Genomic DNA, 14152 nt, shown 5'->3' on the forward strand with positions numbered 1-14152 from the left:
AGCGCCTGCCATTGCCACAGGACGCCTGATGCGCGCAACGAGCGACGAACCCGACCGGTTGCCGAACGCCCCGCACCCGCGCGAGACTCTGGCGCTCGTCGGGCATGGGACGCAGGAGCAGGACTTTCTCGAAGCGTTGCGCTCGGGCCGGATGCACCATGCCTGGCTGCTCGGCGGCCCGGAAGGCATCGGCAAGGCGAGCTTCGCCTATCGCGCCGCGCGTTTCATGCTGGCGGCCGGCGACCCGGCCCGGCGCGCGGCCGATGCCGCTTCGCTTGCGATGGCGGAAGCGGATCCCGCGAGCCGGCGCATCATGGCGCAATCGCATCCCGATCTGCACGTGCTGCGCCGGACGCAGAAACCCGATGGCAAGGGCTACACCAGCAATATCCCGGTCGATTCGGTTCGCCGTGTGCTCGACCGCTTCGGTTCGAGCGCGGCCGAAGGCGGCTGGCGCGTCGCCATTGTCGATTCCGCCGAGGATATGGACCGCTCGGCCGCCAACGCCTTGCTGAAGCTGCTGGAGGAACCGCCGCTGCGCGCGCTCTTCCTGATCGTAGCGCATGCGCCCGGCCGCATGCTGCCGACGATCCGCTCGCGCTGCCGGCTCCTGACCTTCGAGGCTCTGGATGAGGCTGCTATCGCGCAGGCCGGCCGGATTGCGCTGGAGCGAATGGGCGATCCCTTCGACGAATCGGCTCTGTTGCGCGCCGCCAGCTTCAGCGACGGCTCGGTGCGCCGCGCGTTGACCTATGTCGATCCCGAGACGCTTGCACTGGTCGAGGCGGTGCGGGCACGGCTCGACGCACTTCCCGGCATCGACCTCACTGCCTTGCTGGCGCTCGCCGAGGACGTCGCCGGCAAGGCGGGCGAGGGCGACTTCGCGGTGATGATCGACACCATCCAGAGCTGGCTCGGCGACCATCTCCATGCCCATGCGGCTGCGAGCCCGGCGCGCCTTGCACCGCTGGCGGAGGTATGGGAAAAGCTGGGACGCGCGGCCCGCGAGGTGGACACCTATAACCTCGATCGCCGCCCTCTCGTGATGACAATGTTTCATGATCTGTCGGATGCGGTTGCCCGCTCGCGCGCAGCGTGAAGCGAACCCTTCGGACCGGACTATGGCCACGGCGCCCAAATTCTATCTGACGACCGCCATTCACTACACGAATGGTCCCCCCCATATCGGCCACGCCTATGAGATGGTGGCGTCGGACGCGATCGCGCGCTTCAAGCGCCTCGACGGCTACGACGTCTTCGCCATGACCGGGACTGACGAGCATGGCCAGAAGGTGCAGCGTACCGCGGCACAAAATGACCTTGCTCCAAAGGCTTATGTCGATCAGATCGCGGAACGCTTCAAGCAGATGGAGCAGCGGCTCGGCTGCTCCTTCGACCGCTTCATCCGCACCACCGACGCAGACCATCTGCCTTCGACGCATGAGCTCTGGCGGCGCCTGGAAGCCAATGGCGACATCTACCTCGCCAAATATGCCGGCTGGTATTCGGTTCGCGACGAGGCCTTCTATGCCGAGAAGGAAACCACGCTTCAGCCCGACGGAACGCGGCTCGGCGGGCAGGGCACCCCGGTGGAATGGGTCGAGGAGGAGAGCTATTTCTTCCGCCTTAGCGCCTATCAGGACCGTCTCCTGAAGCTCTATGAAGAGGTGCCGAACTTCATCTCGCCGGAGACGCGCAAGAACGAGGTCGTCAGCTTCGTTAGGAGCGGGCTGGAGGATTTCTCGGTCAGCCGCACCACCTTCGACTGGGGGCTGTCGGTTCCAGGCGCGCCGAACCACGTAATGTATGTCTGGGTCGATGCCCTCAACAACTACCTGACCGGTTGCGGCTTCCCCGACGAAACAAATCCGCGCTGGCATTACTGGCCCGCCGATGTCCACATCATCGGCAAGGACATCGTGCGCTTCCACGCCATCTATTGGCCCGCCATGCTGATGTCTGCCGGTCTTCCGGTACCCAAGCGCGTCTTCGGCCACGGCTTCCTGCTCTCCAAGGGCGAGAAGATGTCGAAGTCGCTGGGCAATGTCGTCGACCCGTTCACGCTGGCTGACGCCTACGGCGTCGACCAGTTGCGCTACTTCTTCCTGCGCGAGGTCTCCTTCGGCCAGGACGGCAATTACAGCCATGAGGCGATCGTCGGGCGCATCAATGCCGACCTCGCCAATGATCTCGGCAACCTGGCACAACGCTCGCTCTCGATGATCGCCAAGAACTGCGAGGGCAGGGTGCCTGAATGCGGCGCGCTGACCGAGGGCGATGACGCCATGCTCGCGCTCGCCGATGGCGCGCTCGCCAAGGCCCGTGATGCCATGCAGGATTTTGCCCTGCATAGCCTGCTGGCCGAGCTCTGGGCTCTGGTTGCCGAGGCGAACCGCTATTTCGCCGCGAACGAACCCTGGCGATTGACCAAGAGCGATCCCGCGCGCCGCGACACCGTGCTCTATGTCACGGCCGAGGTGCTGCGGCAGGTCGCGATCCTGGTTCAGCCGGTGATGCCTGAGGCCTGCGCCAAATTGCTCGATCTGCTGGGCGTTGCGGCTGACGCCCGCAGCTTCGCCGCGTTGGGCAAGGCAGGCCGCCTGGCCTCCGGGATCTCGCTTCCAGCGCCGAGCGGCATCTTCCCGCGCTATGTCGAGCCGGAGGCCGGCGAGGGCGCCTGATGCTGATCGATACGCATTGTCATCTCGATTTTCCCGATTTCACTGAGGAACTCGACGCCTTCGTCGCGCGCGCCGAGGCCGCCGGCGTCGGCCGCATGGTCACGATCTCGACCCGCGTGGCGCGCTTTCCAACCTACGCGGCAATCGCCGAACGCTTTCCGTCGGTCTGGTGCAGCGTCGGCACGCATCCCCATGGCGCGCATGAGGAGCTCGATGTCACGGCCGAGCAGCTGGTTGCGCTGTCGCGCCATCCGCGTTGCGTCGCCATCGGCGAGGCCGGGCTCGACTATCATTACGACAAGAGCCCGCGCGCGGCGCAGGCTCAGGGCTTGCGCACCCATATCGCCGCTGCACGCATGACGCAGCTGCCGCTCGTCATCCACGCCCGCCAGGCCGATGACGACATGATCGCGATCCTGCGCGAGGAGATGGGGAAGGGCGCCTTCCCCGCCATCCTACACTGCTTCACGGCAGGCGAGGCTCTTGCCCTGGCCGGCGTCGAACTCGGCCTCTACATCTCGTTCTCCGGCATCCTGACCTTCAAGACCTCGGAGGAGCTGCGCCGCATCGCGCGCCTCGTACCGAGTGACCGCCTCCTGGTCGAGACGGACGCACCTTATCTCGCGCCCGTCCCATTCAGAGGCAAGCGCAACGAACCATCCTATGTCGTTGAAACAGCGAAGGTTCTTGGTGAAGCGATCGGCGTCGGATTCGACGAGGTCGCGGCCCTGACCACGGCCAATGCGCGCCGTTGCTACTGGAAGATGGACCACGCCGCACCCTTGGCCCAACACCCATGAGACACCGTTTCGCATGGCGCTGACGGTCACCATCCTCGGCTGCGGCTCGTCTGGCGGCGTGCCGCGCCCCGGCTCCGGCTGGGGGGCCTGTGATCCCGCTGAGCCGAAGAACCGGCGGCGGCGCTGCTCGATCCTGGTCGAAAGCGCCGGCCTGAACGGAACGACCAGCCTGATCGTCGACACCTCGCCCGACCTGCGCGAGCAATTGATCGACGCCGGCGTGATGCATCTCGATGCGGTCTTGGTCACGCATGACCATGCCGACCACACTCATGGCATCGACGATATGCGGGCGCTGGTCATGCATATGCGCCGCAGGGTGTCGGTCTACGCCGATGAGCGCACATCCGCGACGCTTGCCGTCCGCTTCGGCTATATCTTCGAGACGCCACACGGCAGTTCCTATCCGCCGATCCTGGACCTGCGGCCACTGCGGACCGGCACTCCCTTGACGATCGCGGGAGCCGGGGAGCCCATCGAGGCGCTGCCTTTCGCCGTCGAGCATGGTCCAGGCTATGAATCGCTCGGCTTCCGTTTCGGCGACCTGGCCTATCTCCCGGATGTCAGCTTCCTGCCGGCGCAGGCCAAGGCCGCGATGACCGGTCTCGACATCCTGATCCTCGATTGCCTGCGCGAGACGCCGCATCCGAGCCATTTCAACCTGGCGCAGTCGCTGGCGGCAATCGCCGAACTCAAGCCGCGCCGCACGATCCTGACCAATCTGCATAGCGATCTCGACTATGCGGCGCTGTCCCGGCGCTTGCCGGTGGGGATCGAGGTGGCCTTCGACGGCATGACGATCACGTCGAAGGCCGGGTAGGGCGCCTTATAGCGTTTTCGAGCGAAGTGGAGGCTCTGGATCCGACAATCCCGAGAATGACACCTAGTCGGCATTCTGCCTGTGCCAGTCCTCGACCTGCGCCAGCACGGTTGCGAGGTCCGATACGTCGACATAGCGGCGTCCGAGATCGCGCAGATTGTCCTTGTGCGGCTGTTCCTCGATATCGCCGACGCAATCTTCCGGCACGATGGTGCGATAGCGATAGCTGAAGCTGTCGATCGAGCTCGCGCGGATGCAGCCGCTGGTGTTGCAGCCGGTGATGATGACCGTGTCGACGCGCTCCTTGGTGAAATAGTCGCTGACACCGGTGTTGAAGAAGATCGACGGACCCTTTTTGCACACTGTGAGATCGTAGGCCGGATCATGGATCCGTGGATCGAGCGCGACACTGGGGTGGTCATGGCGGAAGGTTTCGCGCACTGCCGTGATCTTCCAATATGGCATCTCGCGCTCGTTCAGATAGGCCGTGTTGCAGACTGCGACGGGCACATTGTAGCGCCGCGCCACCTTAAGCAGCCGCTCGGTGTTCTCGAGCGCCCGCATCACCAGAGGCGCCCCGCCGAGCGGGTGTTGCGGGTCGGTGAAGCCGAGCTGGAAATCGACGACGACGATGCCTGGCTTCTTGCCGAAGCCGACGGGAATCTCGCCATAGCTGCGATTTGCATAGTCGTCCGACATCATCTGGCTCCTTCATAGGATAGGACGGGTGGGCCTTGCGCCATCCTTCCTCTCTTTATAAAAGCAAGCAAGATTGTTTTTTTAAAGAAAGCCGCTATCCTGTCACCCGGCGCATACTGCGTGGCGGGTTATCACAGTCGGATGGCGTCATGGCGAAATCGGCGAGACAACAGCAAATACGCAGCGTCCTGACGCGGGAAAGGCTGATCCAGGCCACACTCGACGAGATTTTCGAGGTTGGCTACCACGCCGCGACCACGCAGGAGATCGCCGTGCGCGCCAGCGTCTCGCGCGGTGCGCTGCTGCATCATTTCCCGATGCGGGCCGATATCGTGCTTGCTGCGATGGAGGCCTTGCTCGAGGACGGCACCCGGCAGATCAAGGCGGTCGCCGGTGAATTGCAGGACGGCAAGGTCTCGCTCGGCGATTTCGTCGAATTCCTGTGGCGGCTGTTCTCGGGCCGCTTCTTCTATCTGTCGCTGGAGATGATCACCGAGGCACGCAACGACACAAGCCTGCGCGAGCGCATGATCCCGGTGGTGAAGCGCTTCCATGATGCGTTGGACGAGATCTGGCTGGCATTCTGCGATCCGCAGCGTCGGGCGCCGCGCCAGGCGCGCATCATCCTCAATCTGACCGTCTGCCTGATGCGCGGCATGGGCGTGCAGACCGTGCTGCGCCCGGAGCCCGGCTACTACCGTGAGATGATCGAATCCTGGAAAGCCGTGCTGCCGCACATCATCGACGGCGCAGCGGGAGACATCATGTTCGCCAGGCCGGTCATCAAAGAAAGCAGGTGAGAGACATTCGGCAAGCCCTTGGCAAATCGGTGCTACCAAGAGAAAATCCTGCTGCAATCGAGGCTGAGCCGGCCAGGGCTCGGGATCAATTTAAGTTCCATAATATGTCTTATGCGAATCATATCTGCAGGCCCAAAGTTAGAAAGTCTCACCGTGGCAAACTAGGAATGTCACACTCCCCCGGAAGGACGTGGCGGGAGTCTGACATGGGCTGAACGGAGATGAGCGAACGGGAGCTTTGCCGCGCTGAGGTGCTCGCATCGGGCATGGCGGGCCGATTGACATTCGCCTTTCGTCTCCGCGTTCGATTATCTCGCACAGGCCCTCTTTGGAGATAAAAGCATGTTCACTCACGTCATGATCGGCAGCAACGACCTGGAGCGGGCTAGAGATTTCTACGACGCCACATTCGCCGCGTTAGGAGGCGAGCCTGGCGAGATGGATGCCAGAGGCAGGCTGATCTATGCCCACAAGGGCGGTCGGCTGATGATCACGAAGCCGATCGACGGCAATCCAGCGACCGCGGCCAATGGTGGGACTATCGGTATCGCCGCTGCGAGCCGTGACCATGTTCTCGCGTGGCATAAGGCCGGCACCACGCATGGTGGGACGGCGATCGAGAGCCCACCCAGCGAGCGCCCGAGCGGAGCCTTCGTTGCCTACCTTCGCGATCCGGACGGAAACAAGCTCACCGCGCGCTCTCAGCCGACGAAGTAACACAACCGGCAACAGCCCCTCCGGAGATCATCCCGCTTTTTGGGGAAATCCGCTGGCAAGCGGACGGACCAGTCTCGGCCTCTCCTTTCGGGTCAATCGGCCCGTCAGGAAGCGGACCTCCCCGCAGTGGACGCACCAAGCGCCACGCAAGATGGTCAGCAAGATCAAATCGATCCAGCCGGATGGGATTGTTTGCGACGGATCGCAGCCTTACCCTCGCGCGACGGACCTGCCGTCCGCCACGAGGGACTGAAGCGTGTGGATCGTTCTGGGCGTGGCCGCTCTCGTCCTGCTGTGGGGGGTGTTCGCTTTCAACCGACTGGTGCGCCTGCGGATGCAGGTCCGCGCCGCCTGGGCGCAAATCGACGTTCAGCTGCGCCGCCGCCACGACCTGATCCCCAACCTGGTCGAAAGCGTCAAAAGCTATATGGCTCATGAGCGCAGTGTCCTGGACGCGGTGGTCGCGGCGCGCGGCCAGGCGCAGTCGGCGGGTGACGATGTCGCCGTCCGCGCCGCAGCCGAGGGCCGGCTGGGCGGTGCGCTCTCCCGGATGATGAGTCTGGCCGAGGCCTATCCGCAGCTCAAGGCCAGCGACAACGTGCAGTTGCTGCAAGAGGATCTCGCCTCGAGCGAAAACCGGATCGCCTTTGCCCGCCAGCACTTCAATGATTGCGTGATGAGCTACAACACCGCCATTGGCAGCCTGCCGGACATGCTGTTCGCGGGCCGCCTGGGTTTTGCGCCCCAGGCGATGTTCGAGACCGACGAGGCGTCCCGCGCGCCCGTTGCCGTCCGCCTGTGAGCGATGTCGCGGAGCCGACACGGACCCGGCGGGTCACCTTCTACGACGAACTGTCGCGCCGCCGGCGCGGGGCTTGGCTGGTCTCGGCGATCTGCATCCTGGTCGCCGGCGGCGTGGGGCTCGTGCTCAGCGCCATCGTATCCCCTCTCGTCCTGCTGATCCTCGGCGGCCTCCTGCACCTGGCCGCCAGGCTCGGTCTCATGGCGGCAAACGCCTGTGCCGGCGCTGCGGCCATCCATGGCTTCGCCTCCGGCCACATGGCCCATTTCGAACAGGTGCTGGCCTCCCTCGACAAGATCCATGGCTTGCGCGACATCGACCTCCTGGTTGGGCCCATGGCCCGACTGGCGCCCCTCGCCATCCCGTCCCTGATCGCCGGCGGCCTGGTCTGGCTGTGGCTGCGCGGCCTGTTCCTGCGCGCGGGAGGCAAGGATCTGATCGCCCGCCTGAAAGCCCGGCCCGCCAATCTCGACGACCTCGATGAGCGTCAGCTCAGCAACATCGTCGAGGAAGTGGCGATCGGCGCAGGCGCGCCTGCGCCTCGATTGTTCCTGATCGACTCTCCCCTGGTCAATGCCGCGGCGCTGGGGCGCTCGCACAAGGACGGCGTGATCCTGGTCACGCGCGGCCTTCTCGATCGGCTGGACCGCAGCGAAACCGAGGCGGTGGTCGCCCGCCTGATCTCGGCGATCGGGGCCGGCGATCTGCGGGCAGCAGCCGGCATCGCGGCAGTGTTCCAGACCTTCGGCTTCTGCCTCACTCTGCTCGACCTGCCCCTGCGCTGGTCTGCCTGGCGCACCTTGGGTGCATTGGCGCTCGTCGCCATCTCGCCGCGCCCCGGTGCCGAGGCCCTGAGCCGGGTCGGTGAAGGACTGGAAGAAGGGCTGCAGGCCGACACCCTGCCCCACTTCGAGGACATCGATGCCAGGCTGGCCAAGCTGTCACCGCTGCTGAGCAAGGTCGCACAGGTTGCGATGGTTCCGTGGCTCCTGCCCTTGCTGGTCTCGCTCCTGTTCAAGCTGGTGCTGTTCCTTTGGACCGCCTTCTTCCTGGGGCCCCCCATGGCGATGCTGTGGCGCAACCGATGCTACTGGACCGACGCGCGGACGGTGAAGCTGGCCCGCCACCCGGAGGCCTTCGCCCGCGCGCTCGAAAAGATCGGCGCCGTTGATCCGCCGCCCGGCGCCGAGGCGCACGAATATCTGTTCATCGGCGCGCCGACGGCGGCCCGCCGCTCCGCCGCCGACCGGCGCAGCATGACGCTGGCGCTCGCCCCGTCCCCCGCGCAGCGGGTGGAGCGGTTGAGCGCCATGGGCGCGAGCGTCCGGCATGCCGATGCCGGCTTCGACTGGGCTGGCCTGAAGGCTGGCTTCTCCGCTCACCCGGTGCTGGCGCTGATCGGAATTTTTCTGGCGCTGCTGCTCGTGCCGCTGTTCCTGGCCCTGTTCGTGATGATCGGCTATCTGACGGCGCTCGTCATGACCATGGGCCTGGCGGCGGGCCTCGGCCTGGTCCTTTGGCTGGTCTAGTTAAGCACCGCATCGCTGCATCACGCCCGATCGGAGGCAGCAGGCCGGGTTATCGGGCGTTCGGCAAGCAGCCTGACGAGATCGATTTGCCAGCATGTGCCAGTTTTCTCAAAGCCATTGATTAGCATGCCCAATTCGCTTTTGCGGATTGCGCCTCCTCATCGTTACAAGCGTTTGCCGCTAGCAACGCCGGTCGGCGGCAGAAACTGCGCAGGGCAGATAAGAGAGCCCGTCACGCGTCTTCGCGTGGATGCTCTGGGCGCCTCGAAGCGGCCAGACCTGCTCTGATCATCAGGGCGGACAGGCTCGTCAGCGGGCTGGATGCGACCTTCGCCCATGCCACCGCCTGCGCCGCGTTCTCATAGCCTTGGGGAAGCGGCCGCCGTCCGGCCCCCTCCTCCGGCGAAACGAGCCGATATGGCGCACGGGCCGTTACGGCACGGCGTGGCCGCGTTGCAGCGAGGACACATCGATCGCCGCCGGCGTGTCTGTTCGCTTCTGTCCCATTCGGTATTCGCTCAAGTCCAAGTCTATCACCTGCGGACACCATAGAGAGCCGTTAGGGAATATGACAGAAATGCGGAAACAGAAGAAGATTAGAGCTAGTTTATTTTAATTCAAAACTGAAGACAAAACCTCCACCCGGAGAATGACTCCGACTTTGCTTTCCGCTCCCAGCGGCTTTCTAGAAGAGATTGACGGGCACCACGATGACAAAGCTCCTTTCGTTCACAGTAAGCCTCGCCGCCCTGTCAGCGGCCACCACCGCCTTCGGCCAGGCTAATCCGAGCCCCGTCATCAATCTCGACACGATCACCGTCACGGCGGCGCGCACCGAGCGCAGCACCGCGGAGACACCGCAATCGATCCAGGTCCTGGATCGGGCCCAGATCGAGGAGCAGCTCAAGTTCAGCCCGAGCGCCGCCGCCGCCCTCGGCAAGCTGGTGCCGGGCTATTCGATGTCCACGCAGACTGTGTCCAGCGCCTCGGAAAACTATCGCGGACGCGACCTGCTCGTGCTGGTCGACGGCGTGCCGATGACCACGCCGCTGCGCGACGTCTCGCGCATCCTGTCGATGATCGATCTCAACTCGGTCGAGCGCATCGAGGTCGTGGCCGGTGCTTCGAGCCTCTACGGCGCCGGCGCGACCGGCGGCACGGTCAATTTCATCACCAAGAAGGCGGCGGAGGGCAAGCCGACCGTCACGGTCAACACCGCGATGCGCGCCTTCACGCAGAATATCGGCCGCTCGCTCGCTCCGGAGGCCTCGGTCACGGTCTCCGGCAAGGTTCCCAACGGCTTCGACTACCTGGTCACGGCCAGCGGACGCGGCGCCGGCCGCACCTATGACGGCGCCGGCCGTGAATTGCCCTCGGACGGCCTGCTCGGCCAGGGCGGCGGCGATCGCTACAAGGCCGGCAACCTGCTGGCCAAGCTCGGCTATGATTTCGACACGAGCAAGCGCATCGAGATCAACGGCTCGCTGATCGCCTTCGATCAGGATCCGAAATATCTGACGAACTACGCCGCTCCCTACGCGCGGCCCGACCGGACGCGGCTTTATCCCGGCCAGAACGTCATCGAGGACACCAAGTCACTCTCGCTGCGCTACACCGACAAGGATTTCGCGCTCGGCAGCCTGAGCGTGCTCGGCTACTACAACGACATCAAGAAGCGCTTCAATTATTCCACCTTCGCATACCCTTACAACACGCAGGTCTACTACTCCTTCAACCCGCTCTCGCCGACGAGCCCGGACAACCAGACGACGCTCTACTCCCAGCGCGGCGGCGTCAACGTCACGATCGACACCTCGCTCGACCGGCTCCTGCCCGGCGCAAAGCTGACCTGGGGCGGCGACGTGATTCAGGACCGCACCTGGCAGACTCTGACCAGCGGCCAGGACGTCTTTACGCCCTTGAAGCAGACGACCACCGCGGGCTTCGGCCAGTTGCAGATTCCGATCGGGGAGCGGATCGTGCTGCGCGGCGGTTTGCGTTACGAGCATTTCGCGCTTTCGGTCAGCGACTATGTCCGCCCGGCGGCCTATGCGGCCGTGGCCGCGAACAATGCGCTCGGCTATCAGAGCTTCGTCCTGCCCGCCCTCAATGTGACGGGCGGCAACTTCGACTATTCAGCGCTGACCGGCAATCTCGGCGCGACGGTCAAGCTGTCGGACACGAGCGAAGTCTTCGGCGGCTGGTCGCAGGGCTTCGCGCTGCCCGATGTCGGCGCCTTCACCCGGCGCGCCGGTCTCTCGACCGCCTATGCCTGCACACTGGCCAACATCAACTGCCTGCCGGCCAGCCGCCGCTCGATCAGCTTTGCCTCGATCGCGCCCGAGGCGCAGATCGTCAACAATTACGAGCTCGGGATGCGCGGCAGCTACGGCGCCTTCAAGGGATCGCTGACCGGCTATATCAGCACCTCGGACGACGGCGTGACCTTCGATGCCACCACCAACACGCTCTCGCAGCAGAAGGAGCGCATCTGGGGCGCGGAGGCGACGGCGGATTATGCCTTCACCGAGCAGTTCACCATGGGCTCGGTCGTGTCCTATCGCGAGGGCCGCTACGACACGAACAAGGATGGCAAGCTCGACAGCTATCTGCCCAACAACCGCATCGGCTCGCCCTGGCGCGGCATGCTCTATGGCAGCTATCGCTTCGTGAACGGCATGCAGCTGCGCCTCGAGGGCGAAGGCTTCTCGGACCGCGACGTCGCCATCGACCTCACGGGCACCCGCTACAAGCTGAAGGGCGCCGTGACGATGAACGCTGCCTTCACCGCGCCGGTCTGGGAGGGCGAGGCCTATGTCGCGGTGAACAACCTGTTCGACCGGGCCTATCAGAACCCGACGGCGACCTCGGTGCGCAACCTCGCCAACTATGCCTGGGGCCGCACCGTGACGGTCGGCTTCCGTAAAACCTTCTGACGCGCCATGGTCAGCCTCGACATCGGCGCCGACGCGATCGTGACGCTACGCTATCTGCCGCCCTATCTCGACAGCGACGAGCGCGCTTATCTCGACGCGATCGGCCGGATCGGCGAGCGCGCTGAGCCCTATGTCCTGCTGACCATCTTCGGCGGCAGGCGGGCGCTTTCGCAGGCTGGCGAGCGCGAGCAGGCACTTTGGTTCAAGGCGACGAAGGCACGCATGAGCCAGTTCTGCCAGGCCTGCGCCATCATCCGGCCTGACGCGGACGAGAAGACGGCAGAGACCTTCCGGCGGCTCTGGCCCTTCCCGATCATCGCGGAGCGCGAGGAGGAGGCCGGCCGGGCCTTCCTGCTCCGGTATCTGGCGGCCGTGCCGTGACCGCGACCTCTCCGGCGAGCGCCACCGGCCTGGATGGGCCCGAGCCCATGGGCCGCTACCGCCTGTTCGGCGTTCTCGCTGGGCTCTATCTCGCCCAGTCGATCCCGTCCTATCTCTTCGTCGCGGCGATCCCGCCGATCCTGCGCGAAGCCGGCGTGTCGCGAACTGCGATCGGCTATATGAGCATCCTGCTCCTGCCGCTCGTCATCAAGCTGTTCTGGGCGCCCTGGGTCGATCGCGTCAGGCCCTTCGCGCGGGCGCACCGGGCCGGTTGGGTGCTGATCACGCAGAGCGCGACGATCCTTGCCATCCTCGCTTTGATCCCGATCGGCCCCACGAACATCGTCGGCATCGTCGCGGTCGGCTTCATCGCCTCACTGCTGGTCTCGACGCAGGACATCGCCACGGACGGCTATGCCGCGAAATACCTGCCGGAGGCCGACCGGCCGATGGGCAATGCGATCCAGGGCGGCGCGATCGCCTTCGGCGTCGTCATCGGCGGCACGCTCGGCCTCGTGCTCTATCACCGCATCGGCTGGACCGGCATGCTTCTCGTCATCGCGGCCGTGTCGCTGCTGCCGCTGGCGGCCGCTGCGCTGATGCGCGAGAGCGACGCTGCTGCGCCGGCGCTGCAGAAACCCTCCTTGCGCGCCTTCCTGCGCCGTCCCGAGGCCCGCCAGATCCTCTGGATCGCGCTGATCTACCGGGCGAGCGAAGGCCTGGTGAAGGCGATGGAAGGCTCCTATCTGGTCGATGCCGGCATCCCGCTCGACCAGATCGGCTATCTCTCCGGCCTTTCGGCGACGACGGCGGGTCTCGCGGGCTCCTTCATCGCCGCCTGGCTGGTCAAGCGACGCGGCCTGTCCTTCGTGCTCGGCCTGCTCGGCGGCATGAGGACGCTGTGCTTCCTTCTCTTCACCTTTCATGCGATCGGCGCTGTCACCGGCTCCTGGCCCCTGTTCGGCGCGGCCGGCTTCCAGACGCTGATCCGCTATATGGAGATCGTCGCGCTCTATTCGCTGTTCATGGCGGTGACGACCTCCGACCAGCCCGGCACGGATTTCACGATCCTCGCCTGCGCACAGCTGCTCGTCTATCTCGTTGGCTCGATGCTCGCCGGCAAGCTCGCCGATGGGCTCGGCTATGGCTGGCTCTTCGGGATTGCGACCGCGCTGTCGGCCATCGCCGTCCTGGCCACGCTGCGCATGCTAATGCTGTGGCGGCAGTCGAAAAACGCTGGCGCCTGAGCAATAGAAGCCCTGTGCGTCGGGCCGAACATGATGTTAACCGGATGCTTCCCCGGCCCCGAGGGCTGGTCGCCCGGCCCTGCGCATGCTAGGTTACATGTAACCACATGAGAGCCGACGATGACAGCAGCATCCAAGCCGAGAAGCTCACGGATCAAGGTGATGCAGCACCGCCAGCGGCTGCGCGCCCAAGGCATGCGCCCCATCCAGATATGGGTGCCCGATGTGCGCGCTCCATCCTTCCGAGAGCACGCTCACCGTCAGTCGCTGGCTGTCGCCCGAAGCTTGCAGGCAAGCGAGGACCAGAGCTTCATCGATGCCCTGTCAGGTTGGGACGATGAATGAGGCGTGGAGACATCTGGACCGTTTCCGGTGGCAAGGACTATGCAAGCAAACCGCGCCCGGTCGTCATCGTTCAAGAAGACAGCTTCGACGCAACTGACTCCGTGACGATTTGCGCCTTCACCACGGATCCGACCGAAGCGCCGCTGTTCCGGCTTTCCGTTGAGCCGAGCGACCGCAATGGGCTACGATCAGCGTGCCGCCTGATGGTGGACAAGATCACCACCGTGCCCAAGTCCAAAGTCGGAGAGCGCATCGGACGTCTCGATGACGAAGACATCGTCCGGCTCAATCAGGCGATGTTGGTTTTTCTCGGCATGGCCGCGGCGCCAAAGGCCGGAAAGACAGGATTGGCTTGAGCTCCGCTGTCGCGAGCTCGATCGACCCGCTCCAAAAAC

At 64.8% G+C, this 14152-nt stretch carries 14 protein-coding genes; 13 read left to right on the forward strand and 1 reads right to left on the reverse strand.

The window, feature by feature from the left end:
- The first annotated feature begins 28 nt into the window (after positions 1-28).
- From RMR04_RS14330 to RMR04_RS14345, 4 genes are read left to right on the forward strand one after another with little or no spacing between them, the layout of a single operon-like run.
- Positions 29-1099, forward strand: a complete 1071-nt coding sequence (locus RMR04_RS14330) for a DNA polymerase III subunit delta' (RefSeq protein WP_311915264.1) — start codon at positions 29-31, stop codon at positions 1097-1099.
- A 22-nt stretch (positions 1100-1121) separates the two neighbouring features.
- Positions 1122-2681 (forward strand): methionine--tRNA ligase, encoded by a 1560-nt coding sequence (gene metG / locus RMR04_RS14335; RefSeq protein ID WP_311915265.1) that lies wholly within the window; start codon positions 1122-1124, stop codon positions 2679-2681.
- The gene (locus RMR04_RS14340) at positions 2681-3481 is read left to right on the forward strand and encodes a TatD family hydrolase (protein ID WP_311915266.1); all 801 of its coding nucleotides are present in this window, start codon (positions 2681-2683) and stop codon (positions 3479-3481) included. Before metG ends, RMR04_RS14340 begins: the two co-directional genes overlap by 1 nt.
- 13 nt (positions 3482-3494) lie before the next feature.
- A complete protein-coding gene (locus RMR04_RS14345; RefSeq protein ID WP_311915267.1) occupies positions 3495-4301 on the forward strand; it encodes an MBL fold metallo-hydrolase in 807 nt (268 codons plus the stop codon).
- A 63-nt stretch (positions 4302-4364) separates the two neighbouring features.
- Here RMR04_RS14345 and RMR04_RS14350 read toward each other — a convergent pair whose 3' ends face one another.
- The gene (locus RMR04_RS14350; RefSeq protein ID WP_311915268.1) at positions 4365-5000 is read right to left on the reverse strand and encodes an isochorismatase family protein; all 636 of its coding nucleotides are present in this window, start codon (positions 4998-5000) and stop codon (positions 4365-4367) included.
- A gap of 35 nt (positions 5001-5035) precedes the next feature.
- On the opposite strand from RMR04_RS14350, the gene RMR04_RS14355 reads away from it, so the two are divergent.
- The 9 genes from RMR04_RS14355 (at position 5036) to RMR04_RS14395 (ending at position 14113) form a co-directional block, all read left to right on the forward strand.
- Positions 5036-5800, forward strand: coding sequence for a TetR/AcrR family transcriptional regulator (locus tag RMR04_RS14355; RefSeq protein WP_311915269.1), 765 nt, complete (start codon positions 5036-5038; stop codon positions 5798-5800).
- A 342-nt stretch (positions 5801-6142) separates the two neighbouring features.
- Positions 6143-6517, forward strand: a complete 375-nt coding sequence (locus RMR04_RS14360; protein ID WP_311915270.1) for a VOC family protein — start codon at positions 6143-6145, stop codon at positions 6515-6517.
- 256 nt (positions 6518-6773) lie between these two features.
- Positions 6774-7319: a LemA family protein gene (locus RMR04_RS14365; protein ID WP_311915271.1), complete on the forward strand. Its 546-nt coding sequence runs from the start codon at positions 6774-6776 to the stop codon at positions 7317-7319.
- A gap of 122 nt (positions 7320-7441) precedes the next feature.
- A complete protein-coding gene (locus RMR04_RS14370; RefSeq protein WP_311915272.1) occupies positions 7442-8848 on the forward strand; it encodes a M48 family metalloprotease in 1407 nt (468 codons plus the stop codon).
- A 710-nt stretch (positions 8849-9558) separates the two neighbouring features.
- The gene (locus RMR04_RS14375) at positions 9559-11784 is read left to right on the forward strand and encodes a TonB-dependent receptor (protein ID WP_311915273.1); all 2226 of its coding nucleotides are present in this window, start codon (positions 9559-9561) and stop codon (positions 11782-11784) included.
- A gap of 6 nt (positions 11785-11790) precedes the next feature.
- On the forward strand, positions 11791-12165 hold the full coding sequence (locus RMR04_RS14380) for a hypothetical protein (RefSeq protein WP_311915274.1): 375 nt from the start codon (positions 11791-11793) through the stop codon (positions 12163-12165).
- Positions 12162-13412 carry an MFS transporter gene (locus RMR04_RS14385; RefSeq protein ID WP_410492248.1) on the forward strand — a complete coding sequence of 417 codons (1251 nt, stop codon included), beginning with the start codon at positions 12162-12164 and terminating at the stop codon, positions 13410-13412. Before RMR04_RS14380 ends, RMR04_RS14385 begins: the two co-directional genes overlap by 4 nt.
- A 120-nt stretch (positions 13413-13532) precedes the next feature.
- The gene (locus tag RMR04_RS14390; RefSeq protein ID WP_311915275.1) at positions 13533-13757 is read left to right on the forward strand and encodes an antitoxin MazE family protein; all 225 of its coding nucleotides are present in this window, start codon (positions 13533-13535) and stop codon (positions 13755-13757) included.
- Positions 13754-14113, forward strand: a complete 360-nt coding sequence (locus RMR04_RS14395; RefSeq protein WP_311915276.1) for a type II toxin-antitoxin system PemK/MazF family toxin — start codon at positions 13754-13756, stop codon at positions 14111-14113. The genes RMR04_RS14390 and RMR04_RS14395 overlap by 4 nt, the downstream gene beginning before the upstream one ends.
- The last annotated feature ends 39 nt before the right edge of the window (positions 14114-14152 follow it).

It is taken from the genome of Bosea sp. 685 (assembly GCF_031884435.1).
GTDB lineage: Bacteria > Pseudomonadota > Alphaproteobacteria > Rhizobiales > Beijerinckiaceae > Allobosea.

What these genes read in the sequence shown, in the direction of transcription:
- RMR04_RS14330 (WP_311915264.1), top strand. Translation starts at nt 29, where the DNA reads ATGCGCGCAACGAGCGACGAACCCGACCGGTTGCCGAACGCCCCGCAC.
- metG (WP_311915265.1), top strand. Translation starts at nt 1,122, where the DNA reads ATGGCCACGGCGCCCAAATTCTATCTGACGACCGCCATTCACTACACG.
- RMR04_RS14340 (WP_311915266.1), top strand. Translation starts at nt 2,681, where the DNA reads ATGCTGATCGATACGCATTGTCATCTCGATTTTCCCGATTTCACTGAG.
- RMR04_RS14345 (WP_311915267.1), top strand. Translation starts at nt 3,495, where the DNA reads ATGGCGCTGACGGTCACCATCCTCGGCTGCGGCTCGTCTGGCGGCGTG.
- RMR04_RS14350 (WP_311915268.1), bottom strand. Translation starts at nt 5,000, where the DNA reads ATGTCGGACGACTATGCAAATCGCAGCTATGGCGAGATTCCCGTCGGC.
- RMR04_RS14360 (WP_311915270.1), top strand. Translation starts at nt 6,143, where the DNA reads ATGTTCACTCACGTCATGATCGGCAGCAACGACCTGGAGCGGGCTAGA.
- RMR04_RS14375 (WP_311915273.1), top strand. Translation starts at nt 9,559, where the DNA reads ATGACAAAGCTCCTTTCGTTCACAGTAAGCCTCGCCGCCCTGTCAGCG.
- RMR04_RS14380 (WP_311915274.1), top strand. Translation starts at nt 11,791, where the DNA reads ATGGTCAGCCTCGACATCGGCGCCGACGCGATCGTGACGCTACGCTAT.
- RMR04_RS14390 (WP_311915275.1), top strand. Translation starts at nt 13,533, where the DNA reads ATGACAGCAGCATCCAAGCCGAGAAGCTCACGGATCAAGGTGATGCAG.
- RMR04_RS14395 (WP_311915276.1), top strand. Translation starts at nt 13,754, where the DNA reads ATGAGGCGTGGAGACATCTGGACCGTTTCCGGTGGCAAGGACTATGCA.